General features: G+C 32.9%; 18 protein-coding genes. 16 read left to right on the forward strand and 2 right to left on the reverse strand.

Annotated elements, in window-relative coordinates; all coding sequences use genetic code 11:
- Window positions 1–55 precede the first annotated feature (55 nt).
- The 14 genes from FYJ71_RS02240 (at window position 56) to FYJ71_RS02305 (ending at window position 15,610) form a co-directional block, all read left to right on the forward strand.
- Window positions 56–631 (forward strand): cell division protein ZapA, encoded by a 576-nt coding sequence (locus tag FYJ71_RS02240; protein WP_154537172.1) that lies wholly within the window; start codon window positions 56–58, stop codon window positions 629–631.
- Window positions 632–707: 76 nt separating this feature from the next.
- Window positions 708–3,275, forward strand: coding sequence for a U32 family peptidase (locus FYJ71_RS02245; protein ID WP_154537173.1), 2,568 nt, complete (start codon window positions 708–710; stop codon window positions 3,273–3,275).
- Between the two features lie 17 nt (window positions 3,276–3,292).
- On the forward strand, window positions 3,293–4,837 hold the full coding sequence (locus tag FYJ71_RS02250) for an NAD(P)H-hydrate dehydratase (RefSeq protein WP_154537174.1): 1,545 nt from the start codon (window positions 3,293–3,295) through the stop codon (window positions 4,835–4,837).
- A 54-nt stretch (window positions 4,838–4,891) separates the two neighbouring features.
- Window positions 4,892–5,338 carry an NfeD family protein gene (locus FYJ71_RS02255; RefSeq protein WP_235899044.1) on the forward strand — a complete coding sequence of 149 codons (447 nt, stop codon included), beginning with the start codon at window positions 4,892–4,894 and terminating at the stop codon, window positions 5,336–5,338.
- A gap of 17 nt (window positions 5,339–5,355) precedes the next feature.
- Window positions 5,356–6,351: an SPFH domain-containing protein gene (locus FYJ71_RS02260; protein ID WP_154537176.1), complete on the forward strand. Its 996-nt coding sequence runs from the start codon at window positions 5,356–5,358 to the stop codon at window positions 6,349–6,351.
- A 124-nt stretch (window positions 6,352–6,475) separates the two neighbouring features.
- The gene (locus FYJ71_RS02265; RefSeq protein WP_154537177.1) at window positions 6,476–6,838 is read left to right on the forward strand and encodes a DUF6483 family protein; all 363 of its coding nucleotides are present in this window, start codon (window positions 6,476–6,478) and stop codon (window positions 6,836–6,838) included.
- Window positions 6,839–7,128: 290 nt separating this feature from the next.
- The gene (locus tag FYJ71_RS02270) at window positions 7,129–8,631 is read left to right on the forward strand and encodes a DUF1846 domain-containing protein (RefSeq protein WP_154537178.1); all 1,503 of its coding nucleotides are present in this window, start codon (window positions 7,129–7,131) and stop codon (window positions 8,629–8,631) included.
- 183 nt (window positions 8,632–8,814) lie between these two features.
- A complete protein-coding gene (locus FYJ71_RS02275; RefSeq protein WP_154537179.1) occupies window positions 8,815–10,074 on the forward strand; it encodes a 30S ribosomal protein S1 in 1,260 nt (419 codons plus the stop codon).
- 66 nt (window positions 10,075–10,140) lie between these two features.
- A complete protein-coding gene (locus FYJ71_RS02280; protein WP_154537180.1) occupies window positions 10,141–11,571 on the forward strand; it encodes a DUF3329 domain-containing protein in 1,431 nt (476 codons plus the stop codon).
- Window positions 11,572–12,057, forward strand: a complete 486-nt coding sequence (gene ybaK, locus FYJ71_RS02285; RefSeq protein ID WP_154537181.1) for a Cys-tRNA(Pro) deacylase — start codon at window positions 11,572–11,574, stop codon at window positions 12,055–12,057.
- A gap of 40 nt (window positions 12,058–12,097) precedes the next feature.
- Window positions 12,098–12,937: a fumarate hydratase gene (locus FYJ71_RS02290; protein ID WP_154537536.1), complete on the forward strand. Its 840-nt coding sequence runs from the start codon at window positions 12,098–12,100 to the stop codon at window positions 12,935–12,937.
- 47 nt (window positions 12,938–12,984) lie between these two features.
- Window positions 12,985–13,509: a Fe-S-containing hydro-lyase gene (locus FYJ71_RS02295; RefSeq protein WP_154537182.1), complete on the forward strand. Its 525-nt coding sequence runs from the start codon at window positions 12,985–12,987 to the stop codon at window positions 13,507–13,509.
- 53 nt (window positions 13,510–13,562) lie between these two features.
- A complete protein-coding gene (locus FYJ71_RS02300) occupies window positions 13,563–14,759 on the forward strand; it encodes an NAD(P)-dependent malic enzyme (protein WP_154537183.1) in 1,197 nt (398 codons plus the stop codon).
- A gap of 2 nt (window positions 14,760–14,761) precedes the next feature.
- On the forward strand, window positions 14,762–15,610 hold the full coding sequence (locus FYJ71_RS02305; protein WP_154537184.1) for a CvfB family protein: 849 nt from the start codon (window positions 14,762–14,764) through the stop codon (window positions 15,608–15,610).
- 147 nt (window positions 15,611–15,757) lie between these two features.
- Here the strand turns inward: FYJ71_RS02305 and FYJ71_RS02310 are convergent, their stop codons facing one another.
- Window positions 15,758–16,519 (reverse strand): HEPN domain-containing protein, encoded by a 762-nt coding sequence (locus FYJ71_RS02310; protein WP_154537185.1) that lies wholly within the window; start codon window positions 16,517–16,519, stop codon window positions 15,758–15,760.
- Entirely contained in the window at window positions 16,509–17,822 is a 1,314-nt protein-coding gene (locus FYJ71_RS02315; RefSeq protein ID WP_154537186.1) for an AAA family ATPase, read from the reverse strand. The genes FYJ71_RS02310 and FYJ71_RS02315 overlap by 11 nt, the downstream gene beginning before the upstream one ends.
- Before the next feature lie 596 nt (window positions 17,823–18,418).
- On the opposite strand from FYJ71_RS02315, the gene FYJ71_RS02320 reads away from it, so the two are divergent.
- Together FYJ71_RS02320 and secA are read left to right on the forward strand one after the other, a co-directional pair.
- Window positions 18,419–18,970 carry a hypothetical protein gene (locus tag FYJ71_RS02320; protein ID WP_154537187.1) on the forward strand — a complete coding sequence of 184 codons (552 nt, stop codon included), beginning with the start codon at window positions 18,419–18,421 and terminating at the stop codon, window positions 18,968–18,970.
- Between the two features lie 305 nt (window positions 18,971–19,275).
- Window positions 19,276–21,630, forward strand: a complete 2,355-nt coding sequence (secA, locus tag FYJ71_RS02325) for a preprotein translocase subunit SecA (protein WP_154537188.1) — start codon at window positions 19,276–19,278, stop codon at window positions 21,628–21,630.
- Window positions 21,631–21,722 lie beyond the last annotated feature (92 nt).

The following is a 21,722-nucleotide window of genomic DNA, read 5'->3' on the forward strand; positions in this document are numbered from 1 at the left end:
TGTTTGATATAATAAGGTACAGGAAATGTTTATTGAAGGGTGGTGTATTGAATTAATGAATAGGGTTAGTGTAACTATTGATGGTATTGAGTATCAGATTACAGGAGAAAAAAATGAAGCCGAAATTGTAAAGGTTGCAAAGTTCATTGACGGAGAGCTAAAGCAGATTAGTAAATCAGCACCATCACTTAGTAAAATTAGTGCTGCGATATTGACATCTGTGAATATTGCGGACAAACTTTTTGACAGCAACTTGGAAGTTGAGAGGTTGAAAAGAGAGATAGAAGAAATCACTGAAAATTATTCTTCAAAGACAATTGATGTTGAAAAAGAGTTTGATTCGGTATTAAGTAAATTGGAAGAAGCTGAAAAAAATGCTGAAGAACTTGGCAAAAAAGTGATCGTCTTGGAACATGAGCTGAGTAGAAAGGATGAAATTATCAGAAATAATTCTGCTAATGCTCCTGTTGTCGTGGATGAAGACTATGAGAAGAAGATAAAGTCACTAGAATTATATATCAAAGAGATGGAAAATAAAGTGGCTGTGGCAGAAAGCATGGCTACGGAGTTCCAAAATAAAGCATATAACATTCAGTTGAACTATGAGGAATTAAAAAAGAACATTAAATAGAGATTAAAATGGACTGCAAAATATGTAGTCCTTTTTTATCATATATGGCGAAAGTCGATGTAATTTGGGAGGAATAATGAATAGTAATTTGGAATTACTGGCTCCAGTTGGAAGCTTTGAAGCATTGAGGGCTGCTGTACAAAATGGTGCTAATGCAGTGTATTTGGGCGGAAAAGAATTTAGCGCAAGAGCGAGTGCAAATAATTTTGGTAGAGAAGAGCTTATCTTGGCGGTAAAGTACGCTCATATTAGAGGCTGCAAGGTGTTTGTTACAGTAAACACCATAATAAAGGAAGATGAAAAGGTTGATTTTATTGAATATATTAGGTTTTTGCATGAAATAATGGTAGATGCACTGATATTACAAGATATAGGTATGGCGATGTTGATAAAGAAATTATTGCCAGATTTTGAGCTACATGCAAGTACACAAATGGCAGCTCATTCCTTGAGCGATGTAAAATATCTAGAAAAAGCTGGCTTCAGTAGAGTAGTGTTGGCTAGAGAATTAAACATTGATGAAATAAAGACTATTTGCGACAATACAAGCGCCGATATAGAGGTGTTTGTGCATGGTGCATTATGTGTATGCTATTCAGGGCAATGCCTGATGAGTTCAGAATTGGGAAGCAGGTCTGGTAATAGAGGGCGATGTGCTCAGCCATGTAGACAAAAATATAGGCTGTTTAATGATGAAAGCAACGAATATGTAGAAACTGACGGCGAATATCTATTAAGTCCGAGAGATTTGAATTCTATTGAAAATATTTCCCAGATAATAGATTCAGGAGTATTGTCACTCAAAATAGAGGGAAGAATGAAGCGACCGGAATATGTGGCGACAGTTGTGGGAGCGTATAGAGATGCAATAGTAGATTATGTGGAAAATGGAAATGCCAGGATTGATCAGGAAAGAATAGATGACCTATATACGATATTCAACAGGAAATTTACAAAAGGCTATATTTTGGGAGAAGTTGGAAAAGATGTTATGAATTCCGAAAAACCAAATAACAGAGGTCTATATATTGGAAAAGTCGTGTCATACAATAAAAAGTCGAAAAAGCTTGGGATTAAGCTTGAGAAAACACTTCGAAAAGGCGACGGAATAAACATAGGTGGAGGAACGATAGGCAGAATAATAAAAAGAGGAGCTATATACGATATTGGTGAGTCTGGAGAAACTATTGAAATAGATTATATAGGAAGTATTGAAAAGGGTACGGATATATATAAAACTAGCGATGGAAGATTGTTGGAAAAAGTAAAAAATACATACGAAACAAGCAAGGAACAGATAAAAATTCCAATAAGTGCCGATTTTTCAGCCGAAGAGGGAAAGCCTGCGATGTTGATTTTTCAAGATATAGATGGGAATCATGTGAGCGTTAGAGGTAAAAAATTGGCAGAAAAAGCCCAAAAGGTGGCTTTAACTACAGAAAAGGTTGAAGCTCAGATTTCAAAGCTTGGAGATACTCCATTTGTTATTGATGAAATTCAGGTTGCGTTAGGAGAGAATATAAGTCTGCCTGTTAGTGAAATCAACAATATTAGACGAAATGCTGTCGAAGAGTTATGTGATGCCAGAGCAAAGGTTAGAGGTAGAAATCATAACTATGATAAGCTGGACTTATATATATTAGAGGAAAAAAACAGAGATGGAAAATACTCATATAGAAATATAGAAAAGCGTGATGAAGTAATTGCAATAGATGACGGCACAGATTCTCAAAGGGCAAAATTAAACATCAGTTGTGGTAATTTGGAGCAATTAGAGGTTGTATGTGATTTTGATGTCGATAAGATATACTATAATGATATATATTCATTTGAGGAGGCTCTTGAAATAGCATTTAAGCATGGTAAAAAAATTTCTCTATGCTTGCCAAGGATAATTAGAACGGGAGAAACGCATATATACAAAAAAATAGATAAAATGTATGATGTATTGAAATTATATTCTAAACGAGGCGTATTTTGTGGATTTAGAATATCGAATTATGGAGAATTACTACAGCTTAAGAATATGGGATACAGAAATGAAGATATAGATATATCATCGTGGATGAATGTGATAAATTCAGAGTCGATAAATTATTACCGCTCACAAAAAGTGGGAAATATATGCTTGTCTCAGGAAGTGTCCTTAAAGCAAATCAAAGATATGAATCTATCAAGGTATCAAAATATAGAGTATGTGGTTTATGGAAGAACTGAAATGATGATAAGTGAGTACTGTCCAATGGGCGTTTTGACAAAGGATTGTAAAAGAAATAAGAGAGATGCATATTGCAGAAAAGCTGTATACTATCTTGAATCATCAGATAATTCGAGATATAGACTATCACAAGACAAAAACTGTAGGACTACAATTTTTTCTGATTCAGTAGTTAATTTATGTGAGTATTTAGATGAATTGTATTATTCTGGTGTAGATTCATTTGAAATTGCACTGTATTTTGAAGCGAATAGTGAAGTAGAAAAAATAATATCGAATTTTGAAAGAATGGTAAAAAAAATCAACAATTTGGAATATAATGTAAATAGTAAGGATAAAGACAACAAAACAGATTATAAATATTATGGTAGCAATGATTTTGATGAAGTGTTTACAACAGGACATTTGTTTAAAGAAATTGATTAGCTTTTGGGGGTGATGTAATGACTTTAATATGTGATGGAGAAATTACGAAAAATATTGACAGGTACTGTATTGAAAATATTGGTATTCCAGAGATAATACTTATGGAAAATGCAGCAAAATCGGCTGTAGATAGAATTAAGCAGTTGTCAGAAGATGGAAAACTAAGTTTTGATAGGTTATTGTTCTTTTGTGGAGCTGGGAATAATGGTGGAGATGGGTTTGCGATGGCAAGGCATTTTAAGAATATGGGAGTAGATGTTGATGTTATCGTGTTCGGCGATATCAAAAAAATGTCACCAGCTACAAGAACTAATCTTGAAATAATATCTAATATGGATATTTACCTTGAATTTTTGACTGAAGAAAATATTTTTGAACTCAATGATAAAATAATAGAGCTATCAAAGGATAAGGATCTGTTGATAGATTGTGTATTCGGTGTTGGATTAAATAGAGAAATAGACGGATATCTTAGAACAGCAATATCAAGCATTAACGAAGCCAGAGACATGTATTCCAGCAAACTGAGATTGGTATCGATTGATTGCCCATCTGGACTAAATTCTACAAATGGAAGTATAATGGGGACTTCAATAGTTTCAGACTTCACAGTAACTTTTGAGTTTTTTAAAAAAGGATTTTTGAGATATGGAGCAGAAAAATATACAGGGGAGATATTTGTTGAAAAAATAGGAGTTCCCGAAAATGCAGTGTTTGATAAGGGAGAATATGCAGAATTTATAGATCGAGAATATATACACGATAATTTAAAAAGCATAGAGAGTTATGTTCACAAAGGGGATATGGGAAAAGTATGTGTATTTGCTGGTAGTACAGGATTTACAGGTGCCGGATTTATTTCAACTAGAGCTTGTTCAAGAACGGGAACAGGGCTAACAACACTAATATGTGACGAAAACATTCAAGCCATTATGTCAGAAAAGCTAGATGAAGAGATGACTTGTAATATAAATGAATGGGAAAAAGTAAGCTCTTTGCTAGAAAAATCTGATGCAATCGCATTTGGACCAGGTGTAGGTATTACAGAGCATAAACAAAAGCTATTGGATTTTTTAATTGACAAATATGATAAACCCAAAGTTATAGATGCGGATGGTCTAAAAATGATAGATTTCAATTGGCTACATAAAAAGAGCAACACGATATTTACTCCACATATAGGAGAATTTTCTCAAATGGTAAATTTGAGCGTGGAAGAGATTGAATCAGACAGGATGGCGATTTCAAAGAATTTTGCAAAAGAGCATGACGTTGTCTTGGTATTAAAGGGGAAAAATACCATTGTTACAGATGGTGATAGAGTGATGGTTAATACAACGGGAAATCGTGGAATGGCTAACGGCGGAATGGGCGATGCACTGACTGGAATAATTTTATCATTATGTGGGCAGGGTTACGATAATTTCACTGCTGCCTGCATTGGTGTGTACTTGCATGGGCTTTGTGGAGATGTAGTTTTTGAGAAAAATAACACTGTTAATGCAACAAAGCTGATAAAAATTATACCAAATATTATGAAAATATTGTATAATAAGAATTAAGAAACAAGTAAGCCTAAATTATGTGAGGAGGTTTTGACATTGTTTGGAATCAGTATGAAAATTATATGGCTAATAATTGCCATCGTCTTTGGTATTGCAGAGGCTATGACACTTGGTCTGACTATGATATGGTTTTCAGTCGGAGCGATTTTCGCCATGGGAGCTGCATTTTTGACGGACAATGTATTCATTCAGATTTTAGTTTTTGCTTTGGTTTCAGTTGTAATGCTTTTTGTTTTTACACGAAAGTTAATCAAATTGAACAGAGATAAGAACAATAAATTCTGGTCTACAACAGAGACAAATACGGAGGCCTTTATCGACAAGAAAGGATTTATTATTAGAAGGATAACTCCTGAAGAAAGTGGTTTGGCGAAGGTAAAGGGAGAGGAATGGACTGCTGTAGCAGCCGATCCGTATGAAACTATAGACAAGGGTGAAGAGATTGTTGTCAAATCTATTGAAGGTGTAAAATTAGTAGTTGAAAAAGTGAAAAAATAATAAGGGGGTATTTAAAGATGTTTGGAAAAATTTTTACGACAGTTCTGATAGTTCTCATAGTTATAGTGGCTATTAGATGCATCAGAATAGTGAAGCAGGCCAGAATGGGTATTGTAATGAGACTTGGTAAATTTCACAAGGAAGCCAAGACAGGGATTCATATATTAGTTCCATTTATTGATGCTATGTCTTATATGATCGATTTGAGAGAAATGGTAGTAGATTTCCCACCACAGCCGGTTATTACAAAGGATAACGTAACAATGCAGATAGATACAGTTGTGTATTATAAGGTTACTGATCCAAAGAGCTATGTGTTTGAAATTGCAAATCCAATCTCAGCGATTGAAAACTTGACTGCGACTACTTTGAGAAACATCATCGGGGATCTTGATTTGGATGAAACTTTGACATCTAGAGATCTTATCAATACTCGTATGAGAACGATACTTGATGAAGCGACTGATATTTGGGGAATAAAGGTAAACAGAGTGGAATTAAAAAATATAATGCCACCTAGAGATATACAGGCTGCTATGGAAAAACAGATGAGAGCCGAAAGAGAGAGACGTGAAGCTATCTTGCAGGCAGAAGGTGAAAAGCAGTCAAAGATTCTTATTGCAGAGGGTGAAAAGCAATCGGCAATATTGAAGGCAGAGGCCAAAAAGGAAGCTATGATAAGAGAAGCGGAAGGTGAAAAACAGTCTAAGATTCTACAGGCAGAAGGTGAAGCTGAAGCAATTAGACAGACATTTGAAGCCAGAGCAGAGGGGGAAGCTGTCGTTATTAGGCAGACTCAGGAAGCAAGTGCAGATGGTTTGAGAAAGGTATTTGCCGCTATGAAGGAATCAGATGTAGATGACAATATCTTGGCTCTTAAGTCAATGGAAGCACTGGTAAAACTTGGCGAAAGTGAATCATCAAAGCTTGTTTTGCCATCTGAAGCAGTAAATTTCCTAGGAACTTTTAAAGGAATAAAGGAAGTTTTGTCTGATTCAAAAGAGATTAAATAATAATTAAAGACACTGGCCTCGTATGAATTACAATCTATGTGGTTGGTGTCTTTTTAAGGTTCTTTGTCAAATAACGTCAACGGACTTAAAATTAAAAAATTACGTTTTAATTTGGAGGTATAATATGGGATTAGTGGATAGGATTAGAAATGAAAATAGAGAAAGAGTATTTAAGGAGCTTCTAGGGAAAAAATATAGCGAGCTAAAAAATTTTGATATTCTTTACAACACAATGGAAGAATTTTTGTTGATTGATTTAAAAAGACTCGTTATAGAGGGGAATATAAATAAGGCTGAAGACACATTGTTTTCGTATATAGAAAAAAATAAAGATATTAATGTAATGTTTATAGCAGGCGAGTTTTATACAATGCTGATGGATATGAGTGATGAAGAATTGAAAAAGAATGATTTTTCTAGAGAAGAGATAAATGCTGGCTTAGAAGAGATTAGGAAAATATTTAACGCAAAAATATTAACATTATAGATAGTATTATATATAGATTTGGTTCCATTTAATGCTATGAGATTTGAAATGACAAATAAATTAAAATTTAGAATTAAAAAACGATAAAAAAACTATTGAAGTTTTCCTTAAAAAATATTATAATAAATACTTAGTAATTTTTACAAAAAAACACACAGTAGATATTCTACTGCATGTTAATATGATATATTGATTTTATGATGGAATTCAATGATATCACACTATTAATATTGTGTCAATGTTTTTTTGAAAAAATACTGAAAAAAATATTAATATAGGAGAATAGAATTATGAAAATTGGTTTTGATCACAACAAATATCTTGAGGAACAATCTAAGTATATACTTGAAAGGGTAAATAACTTTGATAAACTGTATATCGAATTCGGAGGCAAATTGATTGGAGATTTGCACGCAAAAAGAGTATTACCAGGTTTTGATGAAAATGCCAAGATAAAAGTTTTGAGTCATATTAAGGAGAAGGTCGAAGTAGTAATTTGTGTATATGCGGGTGATATTGAGCGAAATAAGGTTCGTGGAGATTTGGGAATAACGTATGATATGGAAGTTATGAGATTGATTGATGACCTAAGGGGTTACAATTTAGATGTAAATTCTGTGGTTATAACGAGATATGAGGATCAGCCTGCTGCTACTATTTTTATCAATAAGTTGGAAAGACGTGGAATAAAGGTATATAGACATAGATCGACGAAGGGATATCCAACTGATGTAGACACAATAGTAAGTGAAGAGGGATTTGGTGCAAATCCATACATAGAAACTAAGAAGCCGATTGTCGTAGTAACTGCTCCGGGGCCTAATAGTGGAAAGCTGGGGACTTGTCTTAGCCAGCTTTATCATGAAAGTAGATTGGGGAAAACTGCTGGATATTCTAAATATGAAACATTTCCAGTTTGGAATTTGCCGCTAAAGCATCCAGTTAATATCGCTTATGAAGCTGCTACTGTGGATTTGAAAGATGTAAATATGATAGACTCATTCCATTTGGAAAAATATGGTGAGACAACTGTAAATTACAATAGAGATATTGAGCTATTTCCAGTTTTAAAGAAAATAATTGAAAAGATTACAAATAAAGAAAGTATGTTCCAGTCTCCTACAGATATGGGAGTCAACAGAGTTGGTTTTGGAATAATTGATGACGATGTTGTTAGAGACGCTTCATATCAAGAAATTATTAGAAGATATTTTAAAACATTATGTGAATATAAAAAAGGTACTTTGGATAAGGATGCTGTTTCAAGAATAAAATTGATAATGGAAGAATTGGAGCTAAAACCTGAAGATAGAAAAGTCGTAACCATTGCCAGAAAATATGGTGAAGACAAGGATCCAAATTGTGTTCTTTGTGAAAGAAATGCAGTGGCGTTAGAATTGGAAAATGGGAAGGTCATTACTGGGAAATTTTCTGAATTAATGAATGGATCTGCTGCGGCAATACTTAATGCAATCAAGGAGTTGGCAGAAATTCAGGATGATATTCACCTGATATCTCCAGTTGTTTTAGAGCCGATTATAAATTTAAAACGAAATATACTAAATAGTAGAAATATCGCCTTGAATGCTGAAGAGGTATTGATGGCATTGAGTATAAGTGCTGTAACAAATCCTTTAGCTCAATATGCATTGAGAAGATTAGAGGGATTAAAGGGATGTCAGGCACATTCTACAGTGATACTTTCAAAAAATGATGAACAGGTGTTTAGGAAGCTTGGGATAGATGTTACCTGTGAACCAGAGTTCCAGTCAACAAATCTTTACGAAGGATAGAATGAATTCTGCATAAATAAAATTAACTTTTGTTGAAAATTTCCTTTTTTAATTATAATTCAGAATCTTTTATATACTATAATTAAAAATTTATTTAAAAATGTTAGAATTTTTATGTATATTGCAGAACTATGTGTTATAATAGTATATATGGATATTATGCGACGAAAGGATGTTATTATAATGGAAAACAATTTTACTATGCAAGAATTACTTGACATGCAGGAGAAAGAGTTAAGTAAAATTAATGTTGGTGAAGAAATCACTGGAAAGATTGAGCAAATAAGCAAGGATGAGCTTGTTTTAAAGCTTGAAGTTGGTTTTGATGGTGTAATACCAGCAAGTGAACTTAATTTGGAGAAAGGTCAAGTTATTTCTGATGTATATAAAATAGATGACGAAGTGACTGGAATCATAACTAATATTAGTTACAAGGATGCGACTATCAAAATTTCTAAATTAAAATTAGAACAACAGGCAGATTTAAAAGAATTAATCGATGCAATGGAAAACAGAACAATAATAAATGTTCATGCATTCAAGGCATTAGATAGAGGATTGTATGTTAAGTATAAATCATACACAATGTTTATGCCTATTTCTCAGATCGACACTAAATTTGTAAAGGATACAAGTGTATATGTTGGTCAAGATTTAGACTGTTATGTAAAAGAAGTAAATCCAAGAAAGAATAGAATAATTGTATCTCATAGAGAAGTTGCTCAGGAAATTCTTGATAAAGAAAGAAAAGAAAAGAGAGAGCAGATAAAAGCTGAAAGAGAAGCTGAAAGAGCTAGAATTAAAGCCGAAAGAGAACAAGCAAAGGCAGAAAGAGAAGCATTGTTTGAATCACTTGTTGTTGGTGAAAAGAGAAGTGGTAAGGTTACAAATATTATGCCTTATGGTGCATTTATTGATCTTGGAGGAATTGAAGGTCTTGCTCATATAAACAATATTTCTTGGGATAGAATAGAGTCTGTTGAATCTGTATTAAGTGTTGATGATCAGGTAGATGTGTTCATTCAGAGCATTGATCCAGAAACAAAGAGAATTGCTTTGGCATTAAAAGATCCAGACAAGGATCCATGGAAATTGATAGCTGATGAAGTGCAATTATACTCAGTAGTTGAAGCTGAGGTTTTAAGAATTATAGATAAGGGTGCTTTCGTTGAAGTTAAACCAGGAATAGAAGCTTATTTACCAATTGGTGAATTGAGTGAAGCTAGAATAAATAAAGTTGAAGATGTAGTTAATATCGGAGACAGAATAAAGGCAGCAATAATCAAGTTTAATCCAGAAACAAAGAGAATGATGCTTTCAATCAGAGAATTAACTAGAGAACCAGAAGAAGATTTATCACAGTATATGTCTGTTGGAGATGACACTATCGGTAATATAGGTGATGTTCTAAAGGAAAAAGGTGAATCTTCAATAGAAGAATAAATTTAGTTTACATACAAATGAGGGCTGTGTCAGCCCTCTTTTAAAATATTAAAAAGGAAAGATGAGATGAGAAGAGAGTATAAAAAAAATAGTTTTGCATTTGAAAAAATTAATTTTTCTATGATATTTGTGTTTTTAGTGATATTCTTTTTTATGCTTACGCTTAATTCTTATACTCCATATGTGGCTGATGATTTTAACAATATGTTTACGCAAGATTCGTATAGAGTGCATTCTATAATGGAGGTTTTTGCTAATCAGCAATATAGATACAATAATACGAACGGAAGAACAGTGGCTCATACCATTGCAGGAGTAGTTTTAATGATGGATAAATACTTGATTAATGTATTAAACTCGCTAGTTTTTTGTTTGTTTATTTACATTATGTATAATTATTCGAAACTACATGATTATTTCGGTATTAATATTGAGCAAAAAAATTACAAAAGACTGATTCAAAAGAATAAATATGGGAGAAATGGATACAAAACCTTGTATATTTTGTTTATTTTCCTGTCATTATGGTATTTTACACCTGTTTTCGGACAAAATTTTTTATGGGTGATCGGATCTGCCAATTATCTTTGGACGAATGTAATAATTTTGACAATTTTGCTCGTAGTAAGAAGAACTGCTATTCTCAAGGTTCCGTTGAATAATGTTATAATGACACTGATTTTTATTCTTCTATCTTTCTTTTCGGGATGGACCAATGAAAATTCTGTTCCAGCAATTTTAGTATTGATATTTTACTATTTGCTCGTCATGAAAAAACATAAAACCGATGGAATACTTTTTATTGTAATGATGTTAATCAGCATGATAACAGGTTTTGTCGTTATGTTAACCGCTCCAGGGAATTTTATAAGAGCGAGTTATTTTGAAAAGGGTGGAACTCTTTTTGAAAAAATATCAGATAGAATGGTGGGGATGAATGAGAAGTTCGTTGAGTATTTTTTTGTTTTACTATTAATAGCAATAGTTGCTGCAATAATATCTAGAGTTTTCTATCTGTATAAAAATTTTGAATCGGAAGCATTTATTGTTGGAGCTTTGGTATCATACTATTCTATGTTGTTGTCACCTACATTTCCGTTGAGAGCGGGAATTAGCACAGTATATTTATTGCTAATATCAATAGTTATGAGCTTATCAGTTATCGGAAGAGTGAATGTGAGAGCAGGTAGCGGTGTTATATTGTGTCTGTTGTTGTTTTTGGGATATATGTTCTACGATACGGTGCCAAGCGCAATGATTGCAAATAAAGAATATTTTGGGAAATATTCTGCAAGGGAAATGATAATAATAGATAGTAAAACTTTTGGCAAGGTTGAAAATATCGAAATTCCACCAGTTACCACTGAAAACAAATATGTTGCAGCGTATGGGTTAGAGGATGCAAAATACGATAAAGACGATTGGATAAATTATGCGATTTCTAGGTATTATGGTGTGAAATCAGTTATTTTGCAAAATCAAGAGAGGAATAAGTAAATGTCTAAAAAAATAGCGAAGACAAATGTTATGAGAATATTGGATAGCATCAAAGTAAAATATAATCAGTATTCATATCCAGTGATAGATGGTCATGTCGATGGTATATCTGTGGCAAATCATATCGGAAAGGATTGCAGTGTTGTTTTCAAAACTTTGGTGGTACAAGGTCATAGCAAAAGTTTCTATGTGTTTGTTATTCCAGTTGCTGAAAATCTGGATTTGAAAAAGGCATCGAGGTCTTGTGGTGAAAAAAACATCGAGATGATTCATGTCAAGGATATCAACAAAGTTACTGGGTATATTAGAGGTGGATGCTCACCTATTGGCATGAAAAAACAGTATAAAACATTTATTGATGAGAGTGCAAGAAATATCGATAAAATTATCGTCAGTGCTGGCAAGATCGGATATCAAGTTGAATTGAGCGTCGAGGATTTAATCATGGCAACAGGGGCAAGTTTGTCTGATATTGTAGTAAGGTAGAGTATTTTAATAATTAATAATGATAAAAGAAGGTGTAGTTTTGAGAGAGATAGATTCTAGACTTATTGAGGAAGCTGTTAGAGATATGTGTATAGATGCTTGTATAAATCTTGATGACAGTGTTTTAAAGTCTATTGAGTATAATAAATCAAGAGAAGAAAATGACGTGGCAATAAATATTTTAGACATACTGATTGAAAATGCTGAAATTGCTAAAGATAAAAAGATTCCTCTTTGCCAAGATACTGGCATGGCAGTTTTTTTCGTAAAGGTTGGGCAGGATTTACATATAAAAGGTAAGAACATTTCTTCGGCTATAAATGAAGGCGTTAGAAGGGGATATACTGAAGGGTATTTAAGGAAATCTGTGGTATCACCTATAGATAGAATCAATACTGGAGATAATACTCCTGCGATAATTCATTATGATATAGTTGATGGAGATTGCTTGGAAATTGAGTTTGCAGCAAAAGGATTTGGAAGCGAAAATATGAGCAAGCTAAAAATGCTAAAGCCATCGGATGGCATTGAAGGAATAAAGCAATTTATTCTTGATACGGTAAGTGAGGCAGGACCAAATCCATGTCCGCCGATTGTTGTAGGTGTTGGAATTGGTGGAACAGTAGATAAATGCTCGGTTATTGCCAAAAAAGCACTTTTTAGAGAAATAGGAAAGCACAATTCGGAAAATTATATTAAGAATTTGGAAATTGAAATGCTTGAAAAAATAAATTCACTGGGGATAGGACCACAGGGATTAGGCGGAAATACCACTGCTCTGGCGGTCAATATTGAGACCTTTCCGACTCATATTGCTGGTTTGCCAGTAGTTGTAAATATTAATTGTCATTCATCAAGGCACAAAAAAATTGTGTTGTAGAAAAATGGAGTATAATACTATAAATGTTTTACACGAGGAGAAAAGAAATGATTGAGTTAAAGTCGCCATTTTCAGAGGAAAGAATTAGAGATTTAAAAGCTGGAGATATTGTAAGCATTAGTGGAGTTTTGTATACGGCAAGAGACGCAGCTCATAAAAGATTGTGTGAATCAATCAGGCTTAATGAAGAGCTTCCGTTTGATGTTGAGGCTCAGGGAATATATTACGTTGGCCCATCTCCGACAAAGCCAGGGGAGATTATTGGTGCTGCAGGTCCTACCACAAGCTATAGGATGGATGATTTGACGATACCACTTTTGGAAAAAGGTCTGAGAATAATGATTGGAAAAGGAAAGAGAAGTGGTGAAGTTATTTCTGGTATGAATAGGCATGGGGCGGTTTACCTAGTTGCAATTGGTGGCGCAGGTGCATACATTTCGAACTCAATTAAGAGCAGTGAAATTGTAGCATATGAAGATTTGGGGACTGAGGCTATAAGAAGAATAGAGGTTGAAAACATGATTTTGACTGTATGTATTGATACTGAAGGCAACAATTTATATGAGCGCTAGAGGTTAATAAAAAATTATTTCGTATTTTTCAAAGTAATGAAAGGAACTTAGATATGTCAGAAAATAATATAAACTATTCAGAAGAAGCATTGAAGATGCATATGAATAAAAAGGGCAAAATCGAGGTCGTCAGTAAGGTGAAGGTCGAAAGCAAGGATGATCTTTCAATAGCATATACACCGGGAGTTGCCCAGCCTTGCATAGAAATCAATAAAAATGTTGAAGATGTGTACAAATATACTTCTAAAGGAAATCTTGTGGCTGTAGTGAGTGATGGTTCGGCTGTTCTGGGACTTGGGAATATCGGTGCTGAGGCTTCTATACCTGTTATGGAGGGGAAGGCGATATTGTTCAAGGAATTTGCAGGTGTGGATTCATTTCCTATCTGCTTGAAAACTCAAGATGTAGATGAAATCGTCAACGCTGTTAAATTGATTGAGCCAGTTTTTGGTGGGATAAATTTGGAGGATATATCTGCTCCAAGATGCTTCGAGATTGAACGAAGATTGAAAAAAGAGCTTGATATTCCTGTTTTTCACGATGATCAGCACGGTACAGCAATTATTGTTACGGCTGGGATTCTAAATTCGATAAGATTGTTGGGTGATAAGAAAATTGAAGAGCTTGAAATAGTGATAAATGGTGCTGGTGCAGCAGGTATTGCAATTTGCAAAATGTTGCTAGATATGAATGTAAAAAATATTGTGTTGTGTGACAAATATGGTATTTTAGAAGAAAACAGTAGAGATATAAATTGGGCGCAAAAAGAGATGCTTAAATACACCAATAAGAATAAGGAAAGCGGAACGTTGGCTGATGCTGTAAAGGGAAAGGATGTGTTTATCGGTGTTTCTAGACCGAAGATGCTTACATCAGAAATGATAAAAACGATGGCAAAAGACCCAATTGTTTTTGCGATGGCAAATCCAATTCCGGAAATAATGCCTGGAGAGGCAAAAGAGTCAGGAGTTTTTGTATTGGGAACGGGTAGAAGTGATTTTCCAAATCAAGTAAACAACGTGCTTGCATTTCCAGGGGTTTTTAAAGGGGCACTGGAATGTAGAGCGAGTGAAATAAATGAGGCGATGAAGGTTGCTGCGGCAAAAGCCATAGCAGATTTCATACCAGATGAAAAATTGAGTAGAGAATATATATTGCCAAATGCATTTGAGACAGGAGTTGCAGATGCAGTGGCTGAAGCAGTTAAAAGGGCTGCGGTTGATACGAAAGTAAATAAAATTGAGGTATAAAATTGATAGAAATTGGCAAATACAATAAATTAAGGGTGCAAAGAGAAAAAGAATATGGTTATTTTCTAGATGGGAAAACTAAAAATTCAAAAGATGATATACTGCTTCCAAAGAGCAAGATAACAAACCCACAAGAAATTAAGCTTGGAGAAGAGGTTGAAGTTTTTGTTTATAGAGATTCTCAGAAGAGATTGGTGGCCACGCAGGAAAAACCAAAGGCAACCATTGGTGAAATAGCAATATTGAGAGTTTGTGATAACTCTGAAATAGGTAGCTTTGTAGATATTGGTCTCGACAGGGATATACTTGTACCTTTTAGAGAAAAAAAATATCCGCTATTTGTAGACAGCTATTATCCTTTTTACATATATTTGGATAAAACAGGAAGATTGGCAGCTACTACAAATATAGATATTCATTTAGAAACTGCGAATGGATTGTTGAAAATAGGGGATACGTGTAGCGGCTATGTGTTTGGCTTTCAGACAAATGGGACAGCTCTTGTATGCATAGAACCTAATTTTTATGGAATAATTCTAAAAGAGGAGGTATATACTTCTCTTAGAGAAGGAGATTATCTAACTGATCTGAGAGTCATAAAAATCTACGAAGATGGAAGGTTGGGTCTTTCTGCTAGAAAAGAGAGAGCTGAGGAAATGCAAGGTTTGGAAAAGGAAATATTGTCCTACATGGAGGGCAACGATGGATTTATGAGGTTTAATGACAAGGCAGATCCAGAGGAGTTGAGAGTAGTGTTTAACACAAGTAAGAAAAACTTTAAGAGAACTCTTGGCGTGATGATGAAAAAAGGGTTAATAAAACAGGATGAGCAAGGTACATGGCTAAAATAGAGTCTTAAAATAGACAATCTTGAATATTATATAGAGTAATGGAAATATGAAAAACTCGCACATTTTGTAATCTTAATGATTAAGACTGATGTTGCGAGTTTTTCGTTCTAAAATATTTATTGTTCTACATTTATTTTTTGTCGCTTGCTATGTATTTGATATATCATCAAAGCTTTCACTGCTAGATGTGAAGCTAATATCTTCTGGCGAGCTTATTATCGAATGCACAATTTGATAATTGACAGACTCGATAAAATACTGAATTATTTCCAAAGCATTTGACACAAAATCCTTGGATAAATCATTTTTGTTGTTACTATTTGGTCTAAAATCAAGCTCATGAACTATTGAATTTCTTCTATCTACTAATTCATCTATATATTTTTTTGTTTGAGTGATACTGTTCAGCTGTTTAAATCGCATGGTCATTCTCGGCTGAATTGCCTTCCATATATTAAAATCCAAGATATAGTTCATATTCCTGTCTATGGACGTAGATTTTTGTATTGTGTAATTTGATGTAACTTCATAAATAGCATCACTAAGTATTTTTTCTTTCTCAATCATGTTAAAATTGTTTTTGTCAAAACTATTCAAAACAGTTATCGGTATTAAGAAGCTATCAAAGTTCTTTCCTGGTTGCGCTTTTCCTCTGAATATTTGCAGAATAACGGCTTTTTCAATGTCATGCATATACTTATCCATAGTTGCACAGATCAGCACTATACAATATCTGTATATATTGATATCCTCAGTATCAGAATTTATTAGTTGCCTGATGTATTTCGTGTTTGAATGAAACATTTGCATGGGCTGATTTAGGTTGTCATCAATTAAATCCAAGCCAGTTTTTCTAGGAGTTATTTTTGGTTTTGGTCTATTAAATGAGCTTTTATACTTATTCGCCATGATCATCTCTCCTTAAAGAATTTATTCCACCATATTTTCCTGAAAGATATGCACTTCTAAAGTTTTCGTTTTGGCTAACGTCAATGATGTCGGCAAGGGAGTACAATCTCGTTTCATTGAAATTTTTATCAGTTATATAGATTTCATCTTTTCTTAATGAGTCTATTTCCAATAGATCCGTAGTATGAGTTGTGGTGATAAGTTGTCCATTTATATTCTCAATAGGATTTTGGAATAGCTCTATAATATATTTTGAAATCAGAGGGTGAATAAAAGATGTCATTTCATCGACAATAAGTGTTTTGCCTTTATTGAGAGCATCAAAAATAAATGCGTATAGTGAGTATATCTTTATTGTGCCCTCGGATTCTTCATATAGGTTAAAAACTACATCCTTTTCGTTTCCATCGGTATCAAAACCTATTTTATAAGTATTGATAGTATATTTTGAATTTGATTCTACATTTGACTTTTTATTGATAAAATTATTTTCTATCAACTCATCGTAAAGTCGACGCTTTATAGATTCATTAATATCATTTCTCTGCAAAGTGGAGTCAATTTTTTCTGCCACGATCCTACTTATATTTGTATAGCTGATATCGCTCAACATTCTTGAAATCTTGTTATAAAAAAGTTCATCTTTTTCTAATAGATATTCTATAGTTTTTTTCAAATTTTCCTTTGAATTCGAGTTGCTCAGAATAATTAAGTCATTTTCAATCCAGCTAGTAAAAATATTGACCCTTTCATCGAAAATTGATAAAGATCCAACTGATAGCTTTTTATCCTTGTCGCTTCCCATCATTTTAATTATGATTTCTTTATCAATGTCGTAATCAAATTCCATTGAATCGAGATCTCTATTTATTAGCTCGACGAAATCGTAATTTTCATCAATTAAAAGAAGCTTTTCAAGTATAATTGAATTATGGTCAAGAACCACTTGATAATCATAGATGAATTTTCCTATAGCTATTCGTATTTGATATTTTGTCGGCTTGTTAGTGTAATGATCATCAAGTCTGTATGGATTGAATTTGAATATATCCACATCTAATAAAGAAAGATCTGTGATTTTTGAATAAACTATTTGATTCTTTAGATTTTCAATAGACCTTATGAGATTGCTCTTTCCTGATGCATTAAAGCCATAAATTACTGCTGTCGGTAAAATGTAAAGATCATCAAAGTGCTTATGTAATTTCACTTTTTTAGAGTTTTTCACATTTGTAGAGATCATAGAAAACGTGACTTCATCCTTTAACGATAAAGAGTTTTCAACTGAAAAATCGATTAACATTGTGATACCTCCCTGATTATTATATAATCACTAACATATAAATAATGAAATAATGCCTTTAATATTTGAAAAAGCATTACTATTTGAAATACCTTTATATCTTTATTTTATCATAAATTTGAATTGGTAAACATATTAATAATTACTATATTTGTTATTAAGAGATGAGTTGGAGTTTCTTTAGAAACAAAAAGAGAGGTTGACCCATTCAACCTCTCTTTTTCTGTGAGAAATACTTAAAAGAAATGTAATTTTTTAAGTACCTATATTATACAATAAGTTTAACAAAAAGTCTAATGATTTTTACGATAAAATAACTATATCGATGATTTAATTCCAATTGTATATTTGTGAATGATGTAAATTTTTTAAAAGAGAAAAAAATAATACCAACTTGTTTTTGATTTAGTGTTACTTCAATTATACAGGCATTCTATCTTTTTTGTCTCGCAATGATTGTAAATACTGAAAAATTTATTAAGCGATGTATAATATAAATATTGCTTATTTTTATTGAATTTGATATAATCAAAAAAAATATATATTTAAGCATAAATAATTATTTATATAAATTATATTTTCTAGGAGGAATAATTATGAGAAAGAAAAAAAATGCATTGTTTTTTTTATTAATTATTTTGTCTATACTGGGGATTTATTTTTTAAAAAATATTGTTCCTGGATTAAAAAGTTCAGAAGATGTATTTGTAAGTAAAAATATTTCTGAAAACGAAACTAAGGAAATATTAAAATCTATAAAGTTAGATGTTGATTTTAATAAATCTGAGGAGGTTTATAATAGTCTGAATTTTCCGCCGGATGGTTATAAATATACCATAATAAAAACAAATGAATCAATAACAAAAAAGTTTCATGATATATATAGTAACAATGAAATCAGTGAGAAAATAAAAGATAAAAAACTGAAATATAAGGAAATAGACCAAGATGAAGCGATTCATATCTTAGAAGAACATTGTAGTGAAAAAAAATTATTGAAATTAGTCGAAAAGGATTTTAATAATAAAGATACTGCGTTTGGTATGATGGAAGTTAATAATTATGTTAAAGATAGTAGTTTATTTGATGAAACATATATAATTTCTTGTAGAGGTAATACTATCTATATCTTTTATCATAAGATATAGATATATTGCTAGACGTTAATAATCGTATACTTGATGTTTAATTTATGTACACTTAAAATAAACATTATAAATGAAAAGAGACCGACCAGAACCCTTAAATTGCCATGGATAAAATCTATGGTAATTTTTTGCACAAAAAATATCATATACAGAACATATGTTATTATTTTTCGAAATTTAAAACAAAGAAAGTATAAAATTTTTCTAAATATCTACTTTTATTGCATTTTGTCAATTACATAGAATAATTTTTGTGATATAATTATATAGATTGTGTAGATTTGCAGAGAAAAGAGGTAGTGAGAATGTCATTATTAGATGCGTTGCTTAGCAAGCAAGACGATAGCGAAGTAGGTAAACTAAATAAAATTGTAGATAGAATAGATGCATTGGAAGAAGGAATGAAGGCGCTGACAGATGAAGAGCTTTCAAACAAAACTATTGAATTTAAGGAAAGATTGAAGCATGGAGAAACTCTCGATGATCTTCTTGAGGAGGCTTTTGCAGTTGCAAGAGAGGCAACAAGAAGAACTCTTGGTATGAGACAGTATAGAGTTCAGATGATAGGTGGAATAGTTCTTCATCAAGGGAAAATAGCCGAGATGAAAACTGGTGAGGGTAAGACTTTGGTGTCTGTGGCACCATGTTATTTGAACGCCCTTAAAGAAGAGGGGGTCCATGTAATAACTGTAAATGATTATTTGGCTGAAAGAGATGCTGATACGGTTAGACCAGTGTTTGATCTATTAGGACTGACTGTTGGTGTAATTATAACAGGACAGGATCCGAATACTAGAAGAGAACAATATAATTGTGATCTTTCTTATGGTACAAATTCCGAGTTTGGATTTGACTATCTTAGAGACAATATGGTTAAAAAGTTCTCTGAAAAAGTACAAAGAAAGCTTTCGTTTTGTATTATAGACGAAGTTGACTCGATATTAATCGACGAAGCGAGAACTCCGCTGATCATTTCTGGTGAAGGGGATCCGATAAGTGAACTATACTATAGGGCTGATGATTTCATTAGAACTATAGGGGAAGAAGATTTTGAATTAGATAAAAAGGAACATACAGTATCTTTGACAGAATCAGGCTTTAGAAAGGCTGAGAACTTCTTTAAAATCAGAACAATTACAAATTTGAATAATATGGCAATATATCATCATATAAATCAAGCACTTACAGCACATAAATTGATGAGTATAGATGATGATTATGTTGTGAAAGATGGTGAGGTATTCATTGTAGATGAATATACTGGAAGAATAATGGATGGACGTAGGTTCTCAGACGGACTTCATCAAGCGTTGGAAGCAAAGGAAAAGGTAGAAATCCAGCTAGACAATAAGACAATGGCAACAGTTACATATCAGAATTTCTTTAGGATGTATGGGAAAATTTCAGGGATGACTGGTACTGCAAAAACTGAAGAAAATGAGTTTGAACAGACTTATCATATGAACGTTGTTCAGATACCTACAAATAAACCTGTAATTAGAAAAGATTTGGATGATAAGGTATATATGACTGAAAAGGAGAAATTTGATGCAGTTGTTGAAGAGATTAAGCAGATACATTCGACTGGACAGCCGATACTTGTCGGGACTGCTACTGTTGAAAAGTCAGAATACCTATCAGAACTTTTGAATAAGAAAAATCTTAAACACGAGATATTAAATGCAAAAAATGATAAAAGAGAGGCTGAAATTGTCGAAAAGGCGGGGCTTCTTGGAAATATTACAATAGCGACGAATATGGCAGGTAGAGGTACTGATATAAAGCTTGGAAATGGAGATCCGAAGATGGAAGAGGAGGTAATTTCATTGGGTGGACTTTACGTTTTAGGTACTGAAAGACATGAGTCGAGAAGAATTGATAACCAGCTGAGAGGGAGATCTGGAAGACAGGGAGATCCAGGAACTTCAAGATTTTTCGTAAGTATAGAGGATGAAATAATAAAATTATATGGTGGTGCTTCAATAAAGAAATTGGGTAAAAAATTGAAACCTGATTCTCATGGAGCGATTTCGAGCAAGTCGCTTACAAAGGCTATAACAAATGCGCAGAAGGGAATAGAAGGAAGAAATTTTGAACAGAGAAAAGATGTACTAAAGTATGATAATGTGATTGATAAGCAGAGAAAGGTTATATATGCTGAAAGAGACAATGTATTAAAGGGGATTGATCTAAAGAATACAGTAATGGATATGGCCAAGCAGACTGTTGATGAATATGTCGATAAATATATTAACACAAAGCCAAGAAATTACTTTAAGTATATGAAGGCACTTTACTCGGCATTTATGCCACCGGAAACTATATTAATACCGGGTATGAGTGAGATGACTCCAGAAGAGATAGGTCAATTTACAATGGATATTGTAAACAATGTGTATAACTTGAAGTTAATGATGGTGGGAGAAGAGTTTTTCTCACATGAACAAAAAGAGATACTGTTGAGAGTTGTAGATACATATTGGGTGGATCATATAGATCTTATGGATCAGATGAGACAGAGTGTAGGCTTGGTCGCTGTTGGTCAAAAAGACCCTGTAAAAGAATATACGATTGAAGCATATGAGATGTTTAAAGCATTGAATAAAAAGATAAGGCTTGAAACTCTAAAATTTGTTTTTTCATTTGAAGGAATGGAATAGAAAATATGAGTATAATTTATAAATCCAGCATTACATATCGTTGTATTTGCTGGATTTATTTATGACACTAATTATGATATAATGAAAGTATA

Source organism: Peptostreptococcus porci, from assembly GCF_009695815.1.
GTDB classification, from domain to species: Bacteria; Bacillota; Clostridia; order Peptostreptococcales; family Peptostreptococcaceae; genus Peptostreptococcus; species Peptostreptococcus porci.